This is a genomic window from Isoptericola sp. NPDC056618, assembly GCF_042792715.1.
GTDB lineage: Bacteria > Actinomycetota > Actinomycetes > Actinomycetales > Cellulomonadaceae > Isoptericola > Isoptericola nanjingensis.
Genome location: NZ_JBHTVZ010000002.1, coordinates 201,196 through 215,293, shown reverse-complemented (window position 1 = coordinate 215,293; position 14,098 = coordinate 201,196). Strand labels below are relative to the sequence as shown.

13 protein-coding genes are annotated in these 14,098 nt (G+C 74.7%); 7 read left to right on the top strand and 6 right to left on the bottom strand.

The genetic code is table 11. The annotated features are described in order from the left end of the window. The first annotated feature begins 5 nt into the window (after nucleotides 1-5). From ACFQ8T_RS04045 to ACFQ8T_RS04035, 3 genes are read left to right on the top strand one after another with little or no spacing between them, the layout of a single operon-like run. Nucleotides 6-740 carry an NUDIX hydrolase gene (locus ACFQ8T_RS04045; RefSeq protein WP_430545275.1) on the top strand — a complete coding sequence of 245 codons (735 nt, stop codon included), beginning with the start codon at nucleotides 6-8 and terminating at the stop codon, nucleotides 738-740. Between the two features lie 51 nt (nucleotides 741-791). After that, the gene (locus ACFQ8T_RS04040) at nucleotides 792-1,739 is read left to right on the top strand and encodes an aminoglycoside phosphotransferase family protein (protein ID WP_430545274.1); all 948 of its coding nucleotides are present in this window, start codon (nucleotides 792-794) and stop codon (nucleotides 1,737-1,739) included. Nucleotides 1,740-1,785: 46 nt separating this feature from the next. Then, entirely contained in the window at nucleotides 1,786-2,253 is a 468-nt protein-coding gene (locus ACFQ8T_RS04035; RefSeq protein ID WP_430545273.1) for a DUF1801 domain-containing protein, read from the top strand. A 15-nt stretch (nucleotides 2,254-2,268) separates the two neighbouring features. On the opposite strand, the gene ACFQ8T_RS04030 is transcribed toward ACFQ8T_RS04035, so the two are convergent. Next, nucleotides 2,269-2,970: a TetR/AcrR family transcriptional regulator gene (locus ACFQ8T_RS04030; RefSeq protein WP_430545272.1), complete on the bottom strand. Its 702-nt coding sequence runs from the start codon at nucleotides 2,968-2,970 to the stop codon at nucleotides 2,269-2,271. 82 nt (nucleotides 2,971-3,052) lie between these two features. On the opposite strand from ACFQ8T_RS04030, the gene ACFQ8T_RS04025 reads away from it, so the two are divergent. Then, nucleotides 3,053-3,919 carry an alpha/beta fold hydrolase gene (locus ACFQ8T_RS04025; RefSeq protein WP_430545271.1) on the top strand — a complete coding sequence of 289 codons (867 nt, stop codon included), beginning with the start codon at nucleotides 3,053-3,055 and terminating at the stop codon, nucleotides 3,917-3,919. Between the two features lie 61 nt (nucleotides 3,920-3,980). Here the strand turns inward: ACFQ8T_RS04025 and ACFQ8T_RS04020 are convergent, their stop codons facing one another. Further along, on the bottom strand, nucleotides 3,981-6,812 hold the full coding sequence (locus tag ACFQ8T_RS04020) for an aconitate hydratase (RefSeq protein WP_430545270.1): 2,832 nt from the start codon (nucleotides 6,810-6,812) through the stop codon (nucleotides 3,981-3,983). A gap of 253 nt (nucleotides 6,813-7,065) precedes the next feature. Between ACFQ8T_RS04020 and ACFQ8T_RS04015 the strand changes: the two genes are divergently transcribed. After that, nucleotides 7,066-7,812 (top strand): DUF5701 family protein, encoded by a 747-nt coding sequence (locus ACFQ8T_RS04015; protein WP_430545269.1) that lies wholly within the window; start codon nucleotides 7,066-7,068, stop codon nucleotides 7,810-7,812. A gap of 30 nt (nucleotides 7,813-7,842) precedes the next feature. Here the strand turns inward: ACFQ8T_RS04015 and ACFQ8T_RS04010 are convergent, their stop codons facing one another. Both ACFQ8T_RS04010 and ACFQ8T_RS04005 read right to left on the bottom strand, forming a co-directional pair. Continuing rightward, nucleotides 7,843-9,153, bottom strand: a complete 1,311-nt coding sequence (locus tag ACFQ8T_RS04010; protein WP_430545268.1) for a class I SAM-dependent RNA methyltransferase — start codon at nucleotides 9,151-9,153, stop codon at nucleotides 7,843-7,845. Nucleotides 9,154-9,229: 76 nt separating this feature from the next. Next, nucleotides 9,230-11,224, bottom strand: a complete 1,995-nt coding sequence (locus ACFQ8T_RS04005) for an APC family permease (protein WP_430545267.1) — start codon at nucleotides 11,222-11,224, stop codon at nucleotides 9,230-9,232. Between the two features lie 138 nt (nucleotides 11,225-11,362). Here ACFQ8T_RS04005 and ACFQ8T_RS04000 point away from each other — a divergent pair, with 138 nt between their 5' ends. Together ACFQ8T_RS04000 and ACFQ8T_RS03995 are read left to right on the top strand one after the other, a co-directional pair. Next, entirely contained in the window at nucleotides 11,363-12,016 is a 654-nt protein-coding gene (locus ACFQ8T_RS04000; RefSeq protein ID WP_430545606.1) for a potassium channel family protein, read from the top strand. Continuing rightward, on the top strand, nucleotides 12,016-12,798 hold the full coding sequence (locus ACFQ8T_RS03995; protein WP_430545266.1) for a potassium channel family protein: 783 nt from the start codon (nucleotides 12,016-12,018) through the stop codon (nucleotides 12,796-12,798). The genes ACFQ8T_RS04000 and ACFQ8T_RS03995 overlap by 1 nt, the downstream gene beginning before the upstream one ends. On the opposite strand, the gene ACFQ8T_RS03990 is transcribed toward ACFQ8T_RS03995, so the two are convergent. Next, entirely contained in the window at nucleotides 12,795-13,688 is an 894-nt protein-coding gene (locus ACFQ8T_RS03990) for a DUF3159 domain-containing protein (protein WP_430545265.1), read from the bottom strand. The genes ACFQ8T_RS03995 and ACFQ8T_RS03990 overlap by 4 nt on opposite strands. Continuing rightward, complete coding sequence (locus tag ACFQ8T_RS03985; protein WP_429729800.1) at nucleotides 13,685-14,053, bottom strand: OB-fold nucleic acid binding domain-containing protein; 369 nt, start codon at nucleotides 14,051-14,053, stop codon at nucleotides 13,685-13,687. Before ACFQ8T_RS03985 ends, ACFQ8T_RS03990 begins: the two co-directional genes overlap by 4 nt. Between the last annotated feature and the right edge of the window lie 45 nt (nucleotides 14,054-14,098).

Below are 14,098 nucleotides of genomic sequence, written 5' to 3'. Positions count from 1 at the left end.
CGGCGGTGAGCTCGGGACCGAGCGCGGGGACCTCCCCGGGGACTCCGGGAGCCGGCGGGCACGCGGCCCGCGCGCAGCTCGCCGCCCTGGCGGCGGACGGGTCCTTCCTGGCCGACTGGGGGCTGGCGCGGGGTGACCTGGACGCCGCGTCCGCGCGCCCCGCGGCCGTCCTCGTGCTCTTCGGGGTGCTGGACGACCTCGCCGCCGACCACGACGCCCAGGCGCTCGCCGTCGCGCAGGACCTCGACGTGCTGCTCCTGGAGCGCGCGGCGACGCTGCGCTCGCACGCCGGGCAGGTCGCGTTCCCCGGCGGCCGGGCCGAGGACGGCGAGACGCCCGTCGACGCGGCCCTGCGCGAGGCCGTCGAGGAGACGGGCCTCGACACGACCGGCGTCGAGGTGCTCGGCACGCTCGCCCAGCTCCCGATTCCGGTGAGCAACCACCTCGTGACGCCGGTGCTCGGCTGGTGGGCGCGCCCCACCCCCGTACGCGTGGTGGACGTCGCGGAGTCGGCGCACGTCTTCCGCGCGCCGGTGGCCGACCTGCTCGACCCCGACCACCGCGTCACGACCGTCCTGCGGCGCGCCGGGCGCACCTGGCGCGGGCCAGGGTTCGAGGTGCTCGACGGCGCGGGAGTGCCGCACCTGGTGTGGGGGTTCACCGCGGGCATCCTCGACGCGGCGTTCGACCGCCTCGGGTGGACCGAGCCGTGGGACCACGCCCGCGAGCGCGAGCTCTGAGCCACCCGCGCCCGCGCCGTCGTCGACCCCCTCGCCTGGGATGATGCCCGGGTGCCTGCCGCCGAGATCGACGTCGACGTCCGCCTGACCCGCGCGCTGCTGGCCGAGCAGCACCCCGACCTGGCCGACCGCCCGCTGGAGGTCGTCGCCCACGGCTGGGACAACGTCATGGTGCGGCTCGGCGACGACCTGGCGGTGCGGCTGCCACGGCGCGCCCTGGCCGCGCCCCTCGTCGAGCACGAGCAGCAGGCGCTCCCCGCGCTGGCCGCCCGGCTCCGCGCGGCGGCGCCCGACGTCGTCGTGCCCGTGCCCGTCCGGGTGGGGCGACCGAGCACGGCCCTCGGCTACCCGTGGGCCTGGAACGTCGTGCCGTGGGCGGACGGGGTGAGCGCGGAAGCGACGCCCGTGGCCGCCCGCACCGCCTGGGCGCGCACGCTCGGCCGCCTCCTCGCCGCGGTGCACACCCCCGCCCCGGAGGATTCGCCGCCGAACCCGGTGCGCGGGGTGCCCCTGCGTGAGCGTGCCGAGGCGCGCGAACCCGCCGCCCTCGACGAGCGTCTAGCGGTGGTCCCGGCGGCGGCCCGGGGGGCCGCGCGCCGCCTCTGGGAGCGCGCGCTGGACGCGCCCGCCCACGACGGCCCGCCCGTGTGGCTGCACGGCGACCCGCACCCCGCGAACCTCGTGGTGGTCCCCGGCGAGGCCGGGCGGCCGGACCGGCTGGCCGCCGTCGTCGACTGGGGCGACGTGACGTCCGGCGACCCCGCCTCCGACCTGGGGTCGCTGTGGCTGTGCTTCGACGCCCAGGGCCGGGCCGCCTGCCGGGCCGAGATCCAGGCCCTGGCCGACGGGGGCAGCGGCTGGGACGACGCGACGTGGGCGCGCGCCGCGGGCTGGTCGCTGCTGTACGCGACGAACATGCTCGCGCACCCCGAGCAGCACCCCCGCATGGTGCCGATCGGCAGGCACGCCCTCGCGTCGCTGCTCGACGGCGCCGCCTGAGCGGCGGACGGCGCGGCGGAAGGCATCGCTGCGGCAGACTCGAGGCATGGCCCGCGACGCGCAGAAGACCACCTGGACCGACGCCGACCCGCGCGCGGTCGTCGCCGCCGTCGCGCGCCCCGCGCGCCGGAGGGACGCGGAGGCGCTGCTCGCGCTGATGGGGCGCGCCACCGGGCAGCCCCCGCGGATGTTCGGCACGTCGATCGTGGGGTTCGGCGAGTACCGGTACGCCTACGCGAGCGGACGCACGGGCCACGCGGCCGCCGCCGGGTTCTCCCCGCGGGCGGCGGCGTCGGTCGTCTACCTCTCCGACGGCGTCGAGGCGCACGCCGACGCGCTCGCCCGCCTGGGCCCGCACACCACCGGCGTGGGCTGCCTCTACCTCAAGGACCTCACGCAGGTGGACCTCGGCGTCCTGGAGGAGATCGTCGCCGCGTCCTACGCCACGCTCACGGCGGGGACGTACGGGCTGCGGGCGCGCGAGGGCGGCGACCCGGCGTCGGCGCCGCGCTGACCCGCACCGGCACGATCAGACCGCGGCGAGGGCCGCCGGGTCCGCGCTGCGCGCCACGAGCGCCCCCCGCACGGCCGCGAGCGCGCGGTCGTAGACGGCGTCGTCGCCGAGCAGCAGCGAGCCGTCGTTGGCGGCGTTCAGCATCGCGGTGATCTCGAAGGCGAGCTGGTCGACGTCGGCGCCGGCCGCGAGCTCCCCGGCCTCCACCGCCAGCTGCGCGTGCCGGCGCAGGTAGGACGTCCAGTCGCGGTGGGCCGTGACGACCGCGTCGCGCACCACCCCGTCCTGCGTGTCGAACTCGACTTCCACCGTGCGGAAGAAGCAGCCGCCCGCGAACACCCGGCGGCGGGAGTAGTCCGCCCAGCACCGCACCAGCGACCACAACCGGGCCAGCCCCGGCCCTGCCTCCCGCGCGGGCTCGACGACGGCCTCGACGAACATGCCCCGGGCGTGCTCGACGGCCGCGAGCTGCAGGCCCTCCTTGCCGCCGAACAGGCCCGCGATGCCGCTCTTGTTGACCGGCAGCCGCGCGGCCAGCGAGCCGAGCGTGAGGGCCTCGAGCCCGCGGACCGACGCGTCCTGGACGGCGAGGTCGAGGACGGCGCGGCGCGACCGGTCCCCGCGCACGCGGCGGCCGTCGGTCGGCGCGTCGCCCGGGTCGCCCGTCGGGGCGGGGGTCGAGCGGACTGTCGGGGTGGTCGGCGCCTCGGTGCTCACGGGATGAGTGTACGACCGTTCGTTCAGTGTTACTGTGCGAACGTTCGTACAGATATCTCGTGGCCCTTACCTGGAGGTCGTCGTGCCCTACGTCCCCGCCCCCGTCAGCACCGGCCTGCGCGCGCTGTCCGCCGTCGCTCCCCCGCTCGCGGTCCGGGTCGCCGCCCGGGCGTTCTGGCACGTCGGCGCGCCCGCCGACGTCCGCCCCTCCGACCGCGCCGTGCACGAGCGCGCCCGCCGGGGCGCGGTCCTCGTCGACGGCGAGCGCGTCGTGACCTACCGGTGGGGGAACCCCCCGGCGCCCACCGTGCTCCTCGTGCACGGCTGGAAGAGCCGGGCCTCGCGGTTCGCGGGGCTCGTCACGTCCCTCGAGGCCGCCGGCCTGGGCGTCGTGTCGTTCGACGGCGTCGCCCACGGCGCGTCGAGCGGCCGCCGCATGTCAGCCCTCGAGCACATGGCGGCGATCCGCGCCGTGCACGACGCCGAGGGGCCGTTCACCGCCGTCGTCGGGCACTCCCTGGGCGCCCTCGCGGCCGGGCTCTCCCTCGCCGACGGCCTGCCCGTCGACCGCTTCGTCTCGGTGGCCGCGATGACGGGCTTCGACGCGATCGCGGAGTCGTTCCTGCGCCTGGTCGGGATGCCCGCCGGGCTGCACGGACGGTTCTGCGACCACGTCGAGCGCACGTTCCCGGGCGACGTGCGCGACGTCCGCTCCCGGATCGACCTCGTCGCGCACCCCGTCCCGGAGCGCGTCGCGACGCTGTTCGTCCAGGACGACGACGACCGCATGTCGCTGCCCACGGGCGCGCCCCTCCTGCACGCGGCGGCGCCGGGCAGCACGCTCCTCACCACCCGCGGCCTCGGCCACAACCGGGTGCTCGACGACCCGGCGGTCGTGGCGGCCGTCGTCGCGCACGTCACGGCGCCCCTGCCCGCCGTCACGCCGTGACGGACGACGGCGCCCCGCCCCTCCGCGCTGGAGGGACGGGGCGCCGTCGGTGCGGGGCCCGTCAGGCGACGAGCGAGCGCAGCACGTACTGCAGGATGCCGCCGTTGCGGTAGTAGTCCGCCTCACCGGGCGTGTCGATGCGCACCACGGCGTCGAACTCGACGGTCGAGCCGTCCGCCTTGGCGGCGGTGACCTTCACGGTCTCCGGGGTGGCGCCGTCGTTCAGCGCGGTGATGCCCGCGATGTCGAACGTCTCGGTGCCGTCGAGGCCCAGCGACTCGGCGTTCTCGCCGGCCGGGAACTGCAGCGGCAGCACGCCCATGCCGATGAGGTTGGAGCGGTGGATGCGCTCGAACGACTCGGTGATGACAGCCTTGACGCCCAGCAGCGCGGTGCCCTTGGCGGCCCAGTCGCGCGACGAGCCGGAGCCGTACTCCTTGCCGCCGAGCACGACCAGCGGGGTGCCCTGCGCCGCGTAGTCCTGCGCCGCGTCGTAGATGGTGTCCTGGGCGTTCTTCACGAAGTTGAACGTGAAGCCGCCCTCGACGCCGTCGAGCAGCTGGTTCTTGAGGCGGATGTTCGCGAACGTGCCGCGGATCATGACCTCGTGGTTGCCGCGGCGCGAGCCGTAGCTGTTGAAGTCACGACGGCCCACGCCGTGCTCGGCCAGGTACTTGCCGGCCGGGCTGTCCGCCTTGATGGAGCCGGCGGGCGAGATGTGGTCGGTCGTGACCGAGTCGCCCAGCTTCGCCAGCACGCGGGCGCCGGAGATGTCGGCGACCGGCGCCGGCTCGGCGCCCATGCCCTCGAAGTACGGGGGCTTGCGCACGTAGGTGGACTCGCCGTCCCAGGAGAACGTGTCGCCCTCCGGGGTCTCCAGCGCGCGCCACCGCTCGTCACCGGTGAAGACGTCCGCGTAGTCCTTGGTGAACATGTCGCGGTCGATCGATGCGTCGATCGTGGCCTGGACCTCCTCCGGGGCGGGCCAGATGTCCTGGAGGAACACCGGCTTGCCCTCGGTGTCCGTACCCAGCGGCTCGGCCTCGAAGTCGAAGTCCATCGTGCCGGCCAGGGCGTAGGCGATGACCAGCGGCGGGGACGCCAGGTAGTTCATCTTGACGTCCGGGTTGATGCGGCCCTCGAAGTTGCGGTTGCCGGAGAGCACCGAGACGACCGACAGGTCGTGCTCGTTGACCGACGCGGAGATCTCGTCGGCCAGCGGCCCGGAGTTGCCGATGCACGTGGCGCAGCCGTAGCCGACCAGGTGGAAGCCGAGCTTCTCGAGGTACGGCCACAGGCCGGCCTTCTCGTAGTAGTTCGTCACGACCTGCGAGCCGGGCGCCATCGACGTCTTGACCCACGGCTTGGCGGCCAGGCCCTTGGCGACGGCGTTCTTGGCCAGCAGGGCGGCGGCGAGCATGACCGACGGGTTCGAGGTGTTGGTGCACGAGGTGATCGACGCGATGACCACGTGGCCGTGGTCGAGCTGCGTCGTCGTGCCGTCGGCGAGCGTGAGGTCCACGACCTTGTGCGGACGCTTTGCCGAGTCCGCGTGGCCCGGGGCCACAGGCTGGTCGGACGGGTTGTCGTGCGCGCTCGCGGCGATCGGGTCGGACGCGGGGAAGGTCTCGTCGACCGACTCGTCCAGGCCGCTGAACGCGGCGGCCTCGTGCGGGTCGACGTAGTCGAGGATCGCCGAGGCGAACGACTCCTTGGCCTCGGACAGCTCGATGCGGTCCTGCGGGCGCTTGGGGCCGGCGATCGAGGGCACGACGGTGCCGAGGTCGAGCTCCAGGTACTCCGAGAACTTCGGCTCCACGTAGGAGTCAGAGCTCGGGTCGAGCCAGAGGCCCTGCTCCTGGGCGTACGCCTCGACGAGCGCGAGCTGCTCTTCGCTGCGGCCGGTGAGGCGCAGGTAGTCGAGCGTGACGCCGTCGATCGGGAAGATCGCGGCGGTGGAGCCGAACTCCGGCGACATGTTGCCGATCGTGGCGCGGTTGGCGAGCGGCACCTGGGCGACGCCCTCGCCGTAGAACTCGACGAACTTCCCGACCACGCCGTGCTGGCGCAGCATCTGGGTGATCGTGAGCACGACGTCGGTCGCGGTCACGCCGGCGGGGATGGAGCCCGACAGCTTGAAGCCGACGACGCGCGGGATGAGCATCGACACCGGCTGCCCGAGCATGGCCGCCTCGGCCTCGATGCCGCCGACGCCCCAGCCCAGCACGCCGAGGCCGTTGACCATCGTGGTGTGCGAGTCGGTGCCGACGCAGGTGTCGGGGTAGGCGCGCAGCACCTTCTGCCCGTCGACCTCCACCTCGCGGGTCATGATCGTGCGCGCCAGGTACTCGATGTTGACCTGGTGCACGATGCCGGTGCCCGGGGGGACGACCTTGAAGTCGTCGAACGCCGTCTGGCCCCAGCGCAGGAACTGGTAACGCTCGTGGTTGCGCTCGTACTCGAACTCGACGTTGCGGGCGAAGGCGTCCGCGCGGCCGGCGACGTCGATCTGCACGGAGTGGTCGATGACCATCTCGGCGGGGGCGAGCGGGTTGATCCGCTTCGGGTCGCCGCCGAGCTCCGCGACGGCCTCGCGCATCGTGGCGAGGTCGACGACGCAGGGCACGCCGGTGAAGTCCTGCATGATCACGCGGGCGGGCGTGAACTGGATCTCCGTGTCGGGCTGGGCGTCAGGGTCCCAGGACGCGAGGGCGCGCACGTGGTCGGCCGTGATGTTGGCGCCGTCCTCGGTGCGCAGGAGGTTCTCGGCGAGGATCTTCAGGGAGTACGGGAGGCGCTCGGCGCCCTCGACGGCGGAGAGGCGGAAGATCTCGTAGGCCTTCCCGCCGACCTCCAGCGTTCCCTTCGATCCGAACGTGTCCACGCTGCTCACTGCGGCTCCTTCTGCGGGGCTGGCCGGCGAGGGCACCGTGCGCGCTGCGGCGCGACGGTTCCGACGCCGTGGTTCTGGGGGGCTCCGCCCAGCGTACGCCGGGCACCTGGTCAGCATAGCCCATATATCTTGACGTCAAGATATCTCGGCGTCAGGTCCCGGCCCGGGGCGCGCGGAGATTTTCCGTACGGCGCACGGGAACAACCCTCGTGGCCAGCGCGTTGTGCAGCTGCCCTCGACCGGAAGGACGCCCATGCCGCGCACGCCCGCGAGCCCCGCCGACACCGCCACGACCCCCGCCGTCCAGGCCGGCCCGGCCCCGGCTGCCGAGCGATCGGGCCCGCCGCCGCTGCCGCCGCTCACCGCCCAGGCCGAGCTGCTCCTCGTCCGGGGCGTCGTGCCGCCGGAGGCGCTCTCCCCCGCGGCCCTGCGCGACGTCGCCGCCGCGCTGGAGCGCACCGCCGCGGCGGGGTCGCTCCTGGTGGTCCACCCACGCGTCCTGCCGCCGTCCGCCCTCGCCGGGCACCTGCGCCGCACGACGACCGTCCGCGGCCGAGCCGTCGACCGCGCCGGGTTCGTCGTCGTGGACATGACGGACGTGGACGACTTCGTGCCCGTGCCCGGCGTCGACGTGCCGGACGCCGACGTCTACGCGGTCGCCGCCCCCGACCGGGGCGACGCGATGGCGAGCTGGTCGCCCGAGGAGGCGGAGCCGGCGATCGCTGCGGCGGGTCGCAGCCCGCTCACCCTCGCCGAGGGGATCCACTGGGTGCTGCAGTCCCCCGACGTCCTCGCCCGGAACCTCTGCTTCATGACGATCGGCTCCCGGCTGCGCCGGCCGAACGGGACCTACGACGCGCGCACCCCCGCCGTGTGGATCTCGAACGGGACCGGCCGCGACGGCAGCGAGCGGCGCGGCGCCCCCAAGGTCGGCTGGTGCTGGTGGCGCAACCGGCACACGTGGCTCGGTTTCGCCTCCACCACGGCCCGCGCCGCCTGACCCGACGACGAGATCGAACGTGCTGACCCGTCAGCGGTCGAGGACGGCGACCGCCTCGACGTGGTGCGTCATGGGGAACAGGTCGAACGCGCGCAGGTCGGTGAGCCCGTACCCGTGCTCGGCGAGGTAGGCGACGTCGCGGGCGAGCGCCGCGGGGTCGCAGGCGACGTAGACGACGCGCCGCGGGCCGCGGCCGGCGATCGCGTCGACGACGGAGCGGCCGGCTCCGGCGCGCGGCGGGTCCAGCACGACGACGTCCGCGGCACCCACGTCCGCGCCGGTCGCGGCGCCGTCGGCCAGGACGCGGTCGACGGCGCCGAGGTGCAGCTCGACCTGCGGCAGGTCGTGGGCGTTGCGGCGGGCGTCCTTCACGGCGCGGGCGTCGCTCTCGACGGCGACGACGCGGCCCGAGCCGCCGACGGCCGCGGCGAGCGGCACGGTGAACAGGCCCGCACCGGAGTAGAGGTCGAGCACGGTCGCCCCGTCGAGGCCGCCCGGCGTCGCGTGCACGGCGTCGAGCACGGCGCCCGCGAGCACGTCGGGCGCCGCCCGGTGCACCTGCCAGAACCCGTCGCCCGCCACGCGGTAGCGGTGCTCGGCGCCACCCGCCCGCACCGTCTCGGTGACCGAGCGGCGGGCGTTCGGGCGGGTGTCCGCGCGGCCGCGGCGCGACGGCACGTCGTCGACCAGGAGCAGGGCGTCCGCGCCGTCGGCCGGTGCCACCAGCTCGAGGCGGGCGCCCGGGCGCCAGCGGCGGGTCCACACGTCCTCGGCGTCCGCGAGCGCCGCGACCGCCTCGGTCGCGAGCGGCATGCCGTCGAGCGGCACCACGTCGTGCGAGCGGAAGCGTCGCATCCCGGCCCGGCCGTCGGCGTCGGCCACGAGGTCGACGCGGGTGCGGTAGCCGAGCCCGCCGCGCTCGTCGTCCCCGGGCGCCCCCTCCACCACGACGTCGCGCTCGAGCCTCGCGAGCCGCTGCAGCTGCTCGGCGAGGACGGCGGCCTTCCAGCGGCGCTGCGCGGGCAGCGCCACGTGGGCGAGCTCGCCACCGCCGACGCCGCCCGGGCCGGCCTCGGGCCAGGCGGACGGGACGCGGTCCGGCGACGCCTCGAGGACGTCGACCGCGTCGGCGCGCCAGAACCGGCTGCCGGTCTCCGTGACGCGTGCGCGGACGCGCTCGCCGGGCAGGGTGTGGCGCACGAAGACGACGCGGCCGTCGAGCCGGGCGACGCAGTGCCCGCCGTGCGCGACGGGGCCGATCTCGAGCTCGACCTCCCGGCCCACCTCCGGGTCCGGGGTGGTGGGACGAGGGCGCGGCGCGGAACGGCGAGGTCGGGGCATGGGCACCATTCTCCCCCGCGCGCGGCAAGGTCGGCACACGGTCAGGACACCGGTCGGGACACCCGTCAGGACACGGTCAGAACCGCGGACCGCGGGGCGAGGTCCCCTCCAGCCCGGTCTGGCCGGCCGACGACGAGAGCTGCCACGGCACCGACGCCACCACCACGCCGGGCGTGAACAGCAGCCGCCCCTTGAGGCGCAGGGCCGACTGGTTGTGCAGCAGCTGCTCCCACCAGTGCCCGACGACGTACTCGGGGATGTAGACGACCACCAGGTCGCGGGGCGAGTCGCGGCGCACGGAGCGCACGTACTTCAGCACCGGCCGGGTGATCTCCCGGAAGGGCGAGTCGAGGACGCGCAGCGGCACCGGGAGGTCCAGCGCCTCCCACCGCGCGCGCAGCTCCGCGATCTCCTCGGCGTCCACGCCGACGGTCACCGCCTCGAGCACCGACGGGCGCGACGCCCGCGCGTACGCCACGGCGCGCATCGTCGGCTTGTGGATCTTGGAGACCAGCACGATCGCGTGGACGCGGCTGGGCAGGGCACGCGCGCCGGCCACGTCGTCGAGCTCGAGCTCGGTGCGCACCCGGGCGTAGTGGGCGCGGATCGCCTTCATCAGCGCGAAGAGCACGCCCATCGCCAGCAGGGTGATCCACGCGCCGTGCGTGAACTTCGTCGCCAGCACGATGACGAGCACCGTCGCCGTCATCACGAAGCCGACGCCGTTGACGATCCGGGAACGCTGCATGCGGGCGCGCTCGGCGGGGTCGGGCTCCTTGCGCAGCGCCCGCGTCCAGTGCCGCAGCATGCCGAGCTGCGAGAGCGTGAAGGACACGAACACGCCCACGATGTACAGCTGGATCAGGCGCGTGACCTGCGCGTCGAACGCCACGATGAGGACGATCGCCGCGACGGCGAGCGTGATGATCCCGTTGGAGAACGCGAGCCGGTCGCCGCGCGTGTGCAGCTGGCGCGGCAGGAAGCCGTCCTTGGCGAGGATCGAGCCCAGCACCGGGAACCCGTTGAACGCCGTGTTCGCCGCGAGCACGAGGATCAGGCCGGTGACGATCGAGATCGCCACGAACGCGGGGGTGAAGCCCTGGAAGACGGCCTCCGCGAGCTGGCTGAGCACGGGGTGCTGGTTGTAGTCGGACGGCAGCGGCTGCCCGCCGGCGGTGAGCTGCTCGTGCGCGTCCTCCACGTACTTCACGCCGGTGGCCTGAGCGAGCAGCAGGATCGAGATCATCATCGTGGCGGAGATGCCGCCCAGCAGGGCCAGGGTGGTGGCCGCGTTGCGCGACTTGGGCTTCCGGAACGCCGGGACGCCGTTGCTGATCGCCTCCACGCCGGTGAGGGCCGCGCAGCCCGAGGCGAAGGCCCGGGCCAGGAGGAACGCGCCCGCCAGGCCGGTGAGCCCCTGGTCGAAGCCCGCCTCGGGGGTCATCTCGAAGCCCGCGCTCTCCGCCAGCGGCAGGTCGCCCGCGAAGAACCGGATCGCCCCGACGACGGCGAGGAGGCCGACGAGGGCCATGAAGCAGTAGGTCGGGATCGCGAAGACCGTGCCCGACTCGCGCACGCCCCGCAGGTTCATCACGGTGAGGATCACGACGACCGCCACGGCGAACAGCACCTCGTGGCCGCGGAGGAACGGCAGGGCGGAGGCCGCGTACTGGGCCCCCGACGAGATCGACACCGCCACGGTGAGGACGTAGTCGACGAGCAGGGCCGACGCGACGCCGATGCCGGCCGACGGCCCGAGGTTCGTCGTCGCCACCTCGTAGTCGCCGCCGCCGGAGGGGTAGGCGCGCACGTTCTGGCGGTAGGACGACACCACCACGAGCAGCACGACGACGACGCCGAGGCCCACCCACGGGGAGATCGTCGTCGCGGCGATGCCGGCGACCGCCAGGGTCAGGAGGATCTCGTCCGGTGCGTACGCGACCGACGACAGCGCGTCGGAGGCGAAGACCGGCAGGGCGATCCGCTTGGGCAGGAGGGTGTGCCCCAGGTTCTCGCTGCGCATGGGGCGCCCGATGAGGAGCCGTTTGGCAGCGTCCGCGATGTCCGACACGTCGAGCAATGCTATGCCCGCCGCGCCCCGCGGGCGCGCGCGTCCCGTCGCGATGCCGGCGCGATGCCGGCAGCGGTGCCGGCGGCGATGTCGAGGGGCCCCGCGAGGTATAGCGTTTCGCCCGTGCACTTCGTGATCATGGGCTGCGGCCGCGTCGGCTCGACGCTCGCGCAGACGATCGAGTCCCACGGCCACTCCGTGGCCGTCGTCGACCAGAACCCCGACGCGTTCCGCCGTCTGCCGGCCGGGTTCTCCGGGCAGAAGGTGACGGGCGTCGGCTTCGACCGCGACACGCTGGTCCAGGCGGGCATCGAGGACACGTACGCCTTCGCCGCCGTGTCCGACGGCGACAACTCCAACGTGCTCGCCGCGCGCGTCGCGCGCGAGACGTACGGCGTCGAGAACGTCGTGGCCCGCATCTACGACCCCCAGCGCGCGGAGATCTACCAGCGCCTCGGCATCCCGACGGTCGCGACCGTGCGCTGGACGGCCGACCAGGTGCTGCGCCGCATGCTCCCCCTGGGCGCCACCGACGAGTACCGCGACCCCTCCGGGCAGGTACGCCTCGCGCAGATCGACTACCACCCCGGCTGGGCCGGCCTGACGGTGCACCGCATCGAGGAGGCCACCGGCGCGCGCGTCGCCTTCCTGTCGCGCTACACCGACGGCGTCCTGCCGACGGCCGGCTCCGTGCTGCAGGAGAACGACGTGCTGCACGTCCTCATGCGCGCCGACGACGCGGCCGCCGTCGAGCGGGTCCTCACCCACGAGCCGCGGCAGGAGGAGAGCTGATGCGCGTCGTCGTCGCCGGGGCAGGGTCGGTCGGCCGGTCGATCGCCCGCGAGCTCCTCTCGCACGACCACGACGTCGTGCTCATCGACAAGAACCCCGCGGCGATGCGGGTCGCGCAGGTGCCCGAGGCCGACTGGCTGCTCGCCGACGCCTGCGAGCTGTCCTCGCTCGAGGCCGCGGACGTCACGAGCGCCGACGTCGTCGTCGGCGCCACCGGCGACGACAAGGCGAACCTCGTCTTCTCGCTCCTGTGCAAGACGGAGTTCGGCGTGCCCCGCACGGTGGCGCGCGTCAACAACCCGAAGAACGAGTGGATGTTCGACGGCTCCTGGGGCGTCGACGTCGCCGTGTCGACCCCGCGGATCATGACCGCGATGGTCGAGGAGGCCGTGGCGGTCGGGGACCTGGTGCGGATCTTCACCTTCCACCAGTCCGGCGCGGACATCGTGGAGGTGACGCTGCCGGACGACTCGCCGCTCGTGGGCGCCCGCGTCGGTTCCGTCGTCTGGCCCACGGACACGGTGCTCGCGTGCATCGTGCGCGGCGCGCAGCCGCTGGCGCCGACCGTGGACGACACGCTCGAGACCGGCGACGAGCTGGTGCTCGTGATGGGCAGCCAGGCGGACGAGGAGTCGCTCCAGCACCTGCTCAGCCACGGCGCCCCGGCCGTCCCCGCCATCGCGGCGGGCGACCCCCTCGTGGCGCCCGAGCTCGCCGCGGTGGACGGCCTCGACGACGAGCCCGGCCCCGGCGACGACGAGGGACCTGGCGACGACCGCTAGGCGCCGGGTCGGGCCGGCTCGTCCGCGTCGGCCGCGGGCCGGCCGGAGTGCGCGCCGCGCACGACGACCCAGGTGAGCCAGAGCACCAGGCCCCAGAGCGGGACGCCCAGCACCAGGTGGGCGGTGCCCAGCCAGCCGACGCTGTCGGCGAAGTACAGCGGCACCTTGACCGCCAGGCGCACCGCGAACAGCCCCGCCCAGAACCACGTGGCGAGGGTGTAGCGCCGGACGAGCTCCGGGTCCTTGCGCCACGCGACCAGCGCGGCGAGGGGGCTCGGGCCGGCGTCCGGCGCGGTCGCCCCGGGCGCGGCGGTCTCGGGCGAACCGGTGCCGGCGGGCCCGTCCTGCGGCTGCTCGTCGTCGGCGTGCCGGGCACGCTCGGCGGCGACGTCGGCGAACCCGCCGCGCACCGCCTCCACCACGAGCCCGACGACGGGCCAGCGCACCGCCAGCGACACGAGGATGGCCGCGAGGTAGGCGGCGTTGGTCCACAGCCCCCACACGTAGAAGTTCTGGGCCTCGCCGGACCTCCACGCCCAGAACACGCCCACGCCGATGCCGAGCAGCCCGCCCAGGGCCTGCGTGATCGGCGTGCGCTGCGCGAGCCGCGCCACGACGGCGACGAGGGCCGCGCCCACCGACGCGATCAGCGCCCAGGTCAGCGCACCGCGCTCGTCGCCGCCCATCGACGCGACGACGTAGATGACCACGAAGAGCAGGCCGGGCAGCACCGCCTCGACCACGCCGCGCACACCGCCGACGGCCTGCCCGAACGAGAACGAGTCGCCCGTGACCGCCCGCACGCCACGCCCGTCCGCCGCGGGCACCGCCGACGTCACGGGCTCCGTCGGGCCGGCCGGCTTCCCCGCCGCGGGGTACCCGTCGCTCACTCGCCGGCCCGCGCGCGCAGCTCGTACCGCGGGTTGAACATGGTGCGCCGCCCGTCGATGTCGCACACCAGGCCCTCGACGCGGATGCGGCGCCCCGGGTCGATCCCCGCGATGGCCCGGCGCCCGAGCCACACGAGGTCGAGGGAGCCGGAACCGTCGTACAGCTCGGCCTCCACGGTCGGGACGCCCTCGCGGGGGCGCAGCACGACCGAGCGCAGCACGCCGGCCGCGCTCGCCCGACGGCGGTCACCCAGGTCGGCGACCGGCGTGCAGCCGCGGTGGGCCGCGGCCTCGTGGCGCTCCTCGTCGGCGGCGACCTCGTCGGCCGAGGCCAGCGCGTGCCGGACGGCGGTTCGCAGGGACATCAACAGCTCCAGGCTGGTGGACGAGCTGGCCTCGCGGCCGGGTCG

Excerpts from the sequence above, each read along its gene's own strand:
- ACFQ8T_RS04035 (WP_430545273.1), top strand. The coding sequence starts at position 1,786 with ATGGCCCGCGACGCGCAGAAGACCACCTGGACCGACGCCGACCCGCGC.
- ACFQ8T_RS04000 (WP_430545606.1), top strand. The coding sequence starts at position 11,363 with ATGGGCTGCGGCCGCGTCGGCTCGACGCTCGCGCAGACGATCGAGTCC.
- ACFQ8T_RS04015 (WP_430545269.1), top strand. The coding sequence starts at position 7,066 with ATGCCGCGCACGCCCGCGAGCCCCGCCGACACCGCCACGACCCCCGCC.
- ACFQ8T_RS03995 (WP_430545266.1), top strand. The coding sequence starts at position 12,016 with ATGCGCGTCGTCGTCGCCGGGGCAGGGTCGGTCGGCCGGTCGATCGCC.
- ACFQ8T_RS03985 (WP_429729800.1), bottom strand. The coding sequence starts at position 14,053 with ATGTCCCTGCGAACCGCCGTCCGGCACGCGCTGGCCTCGGCCGACGAG.
- ACFQ8T_RS04010 (WP_430545268.1), bottom strand. The coding sequence starts at position 9,153 with ATGCCCCGACCTCGCCGTTCCGCGCCGCGCCCTCGTCCCACCACCCCG.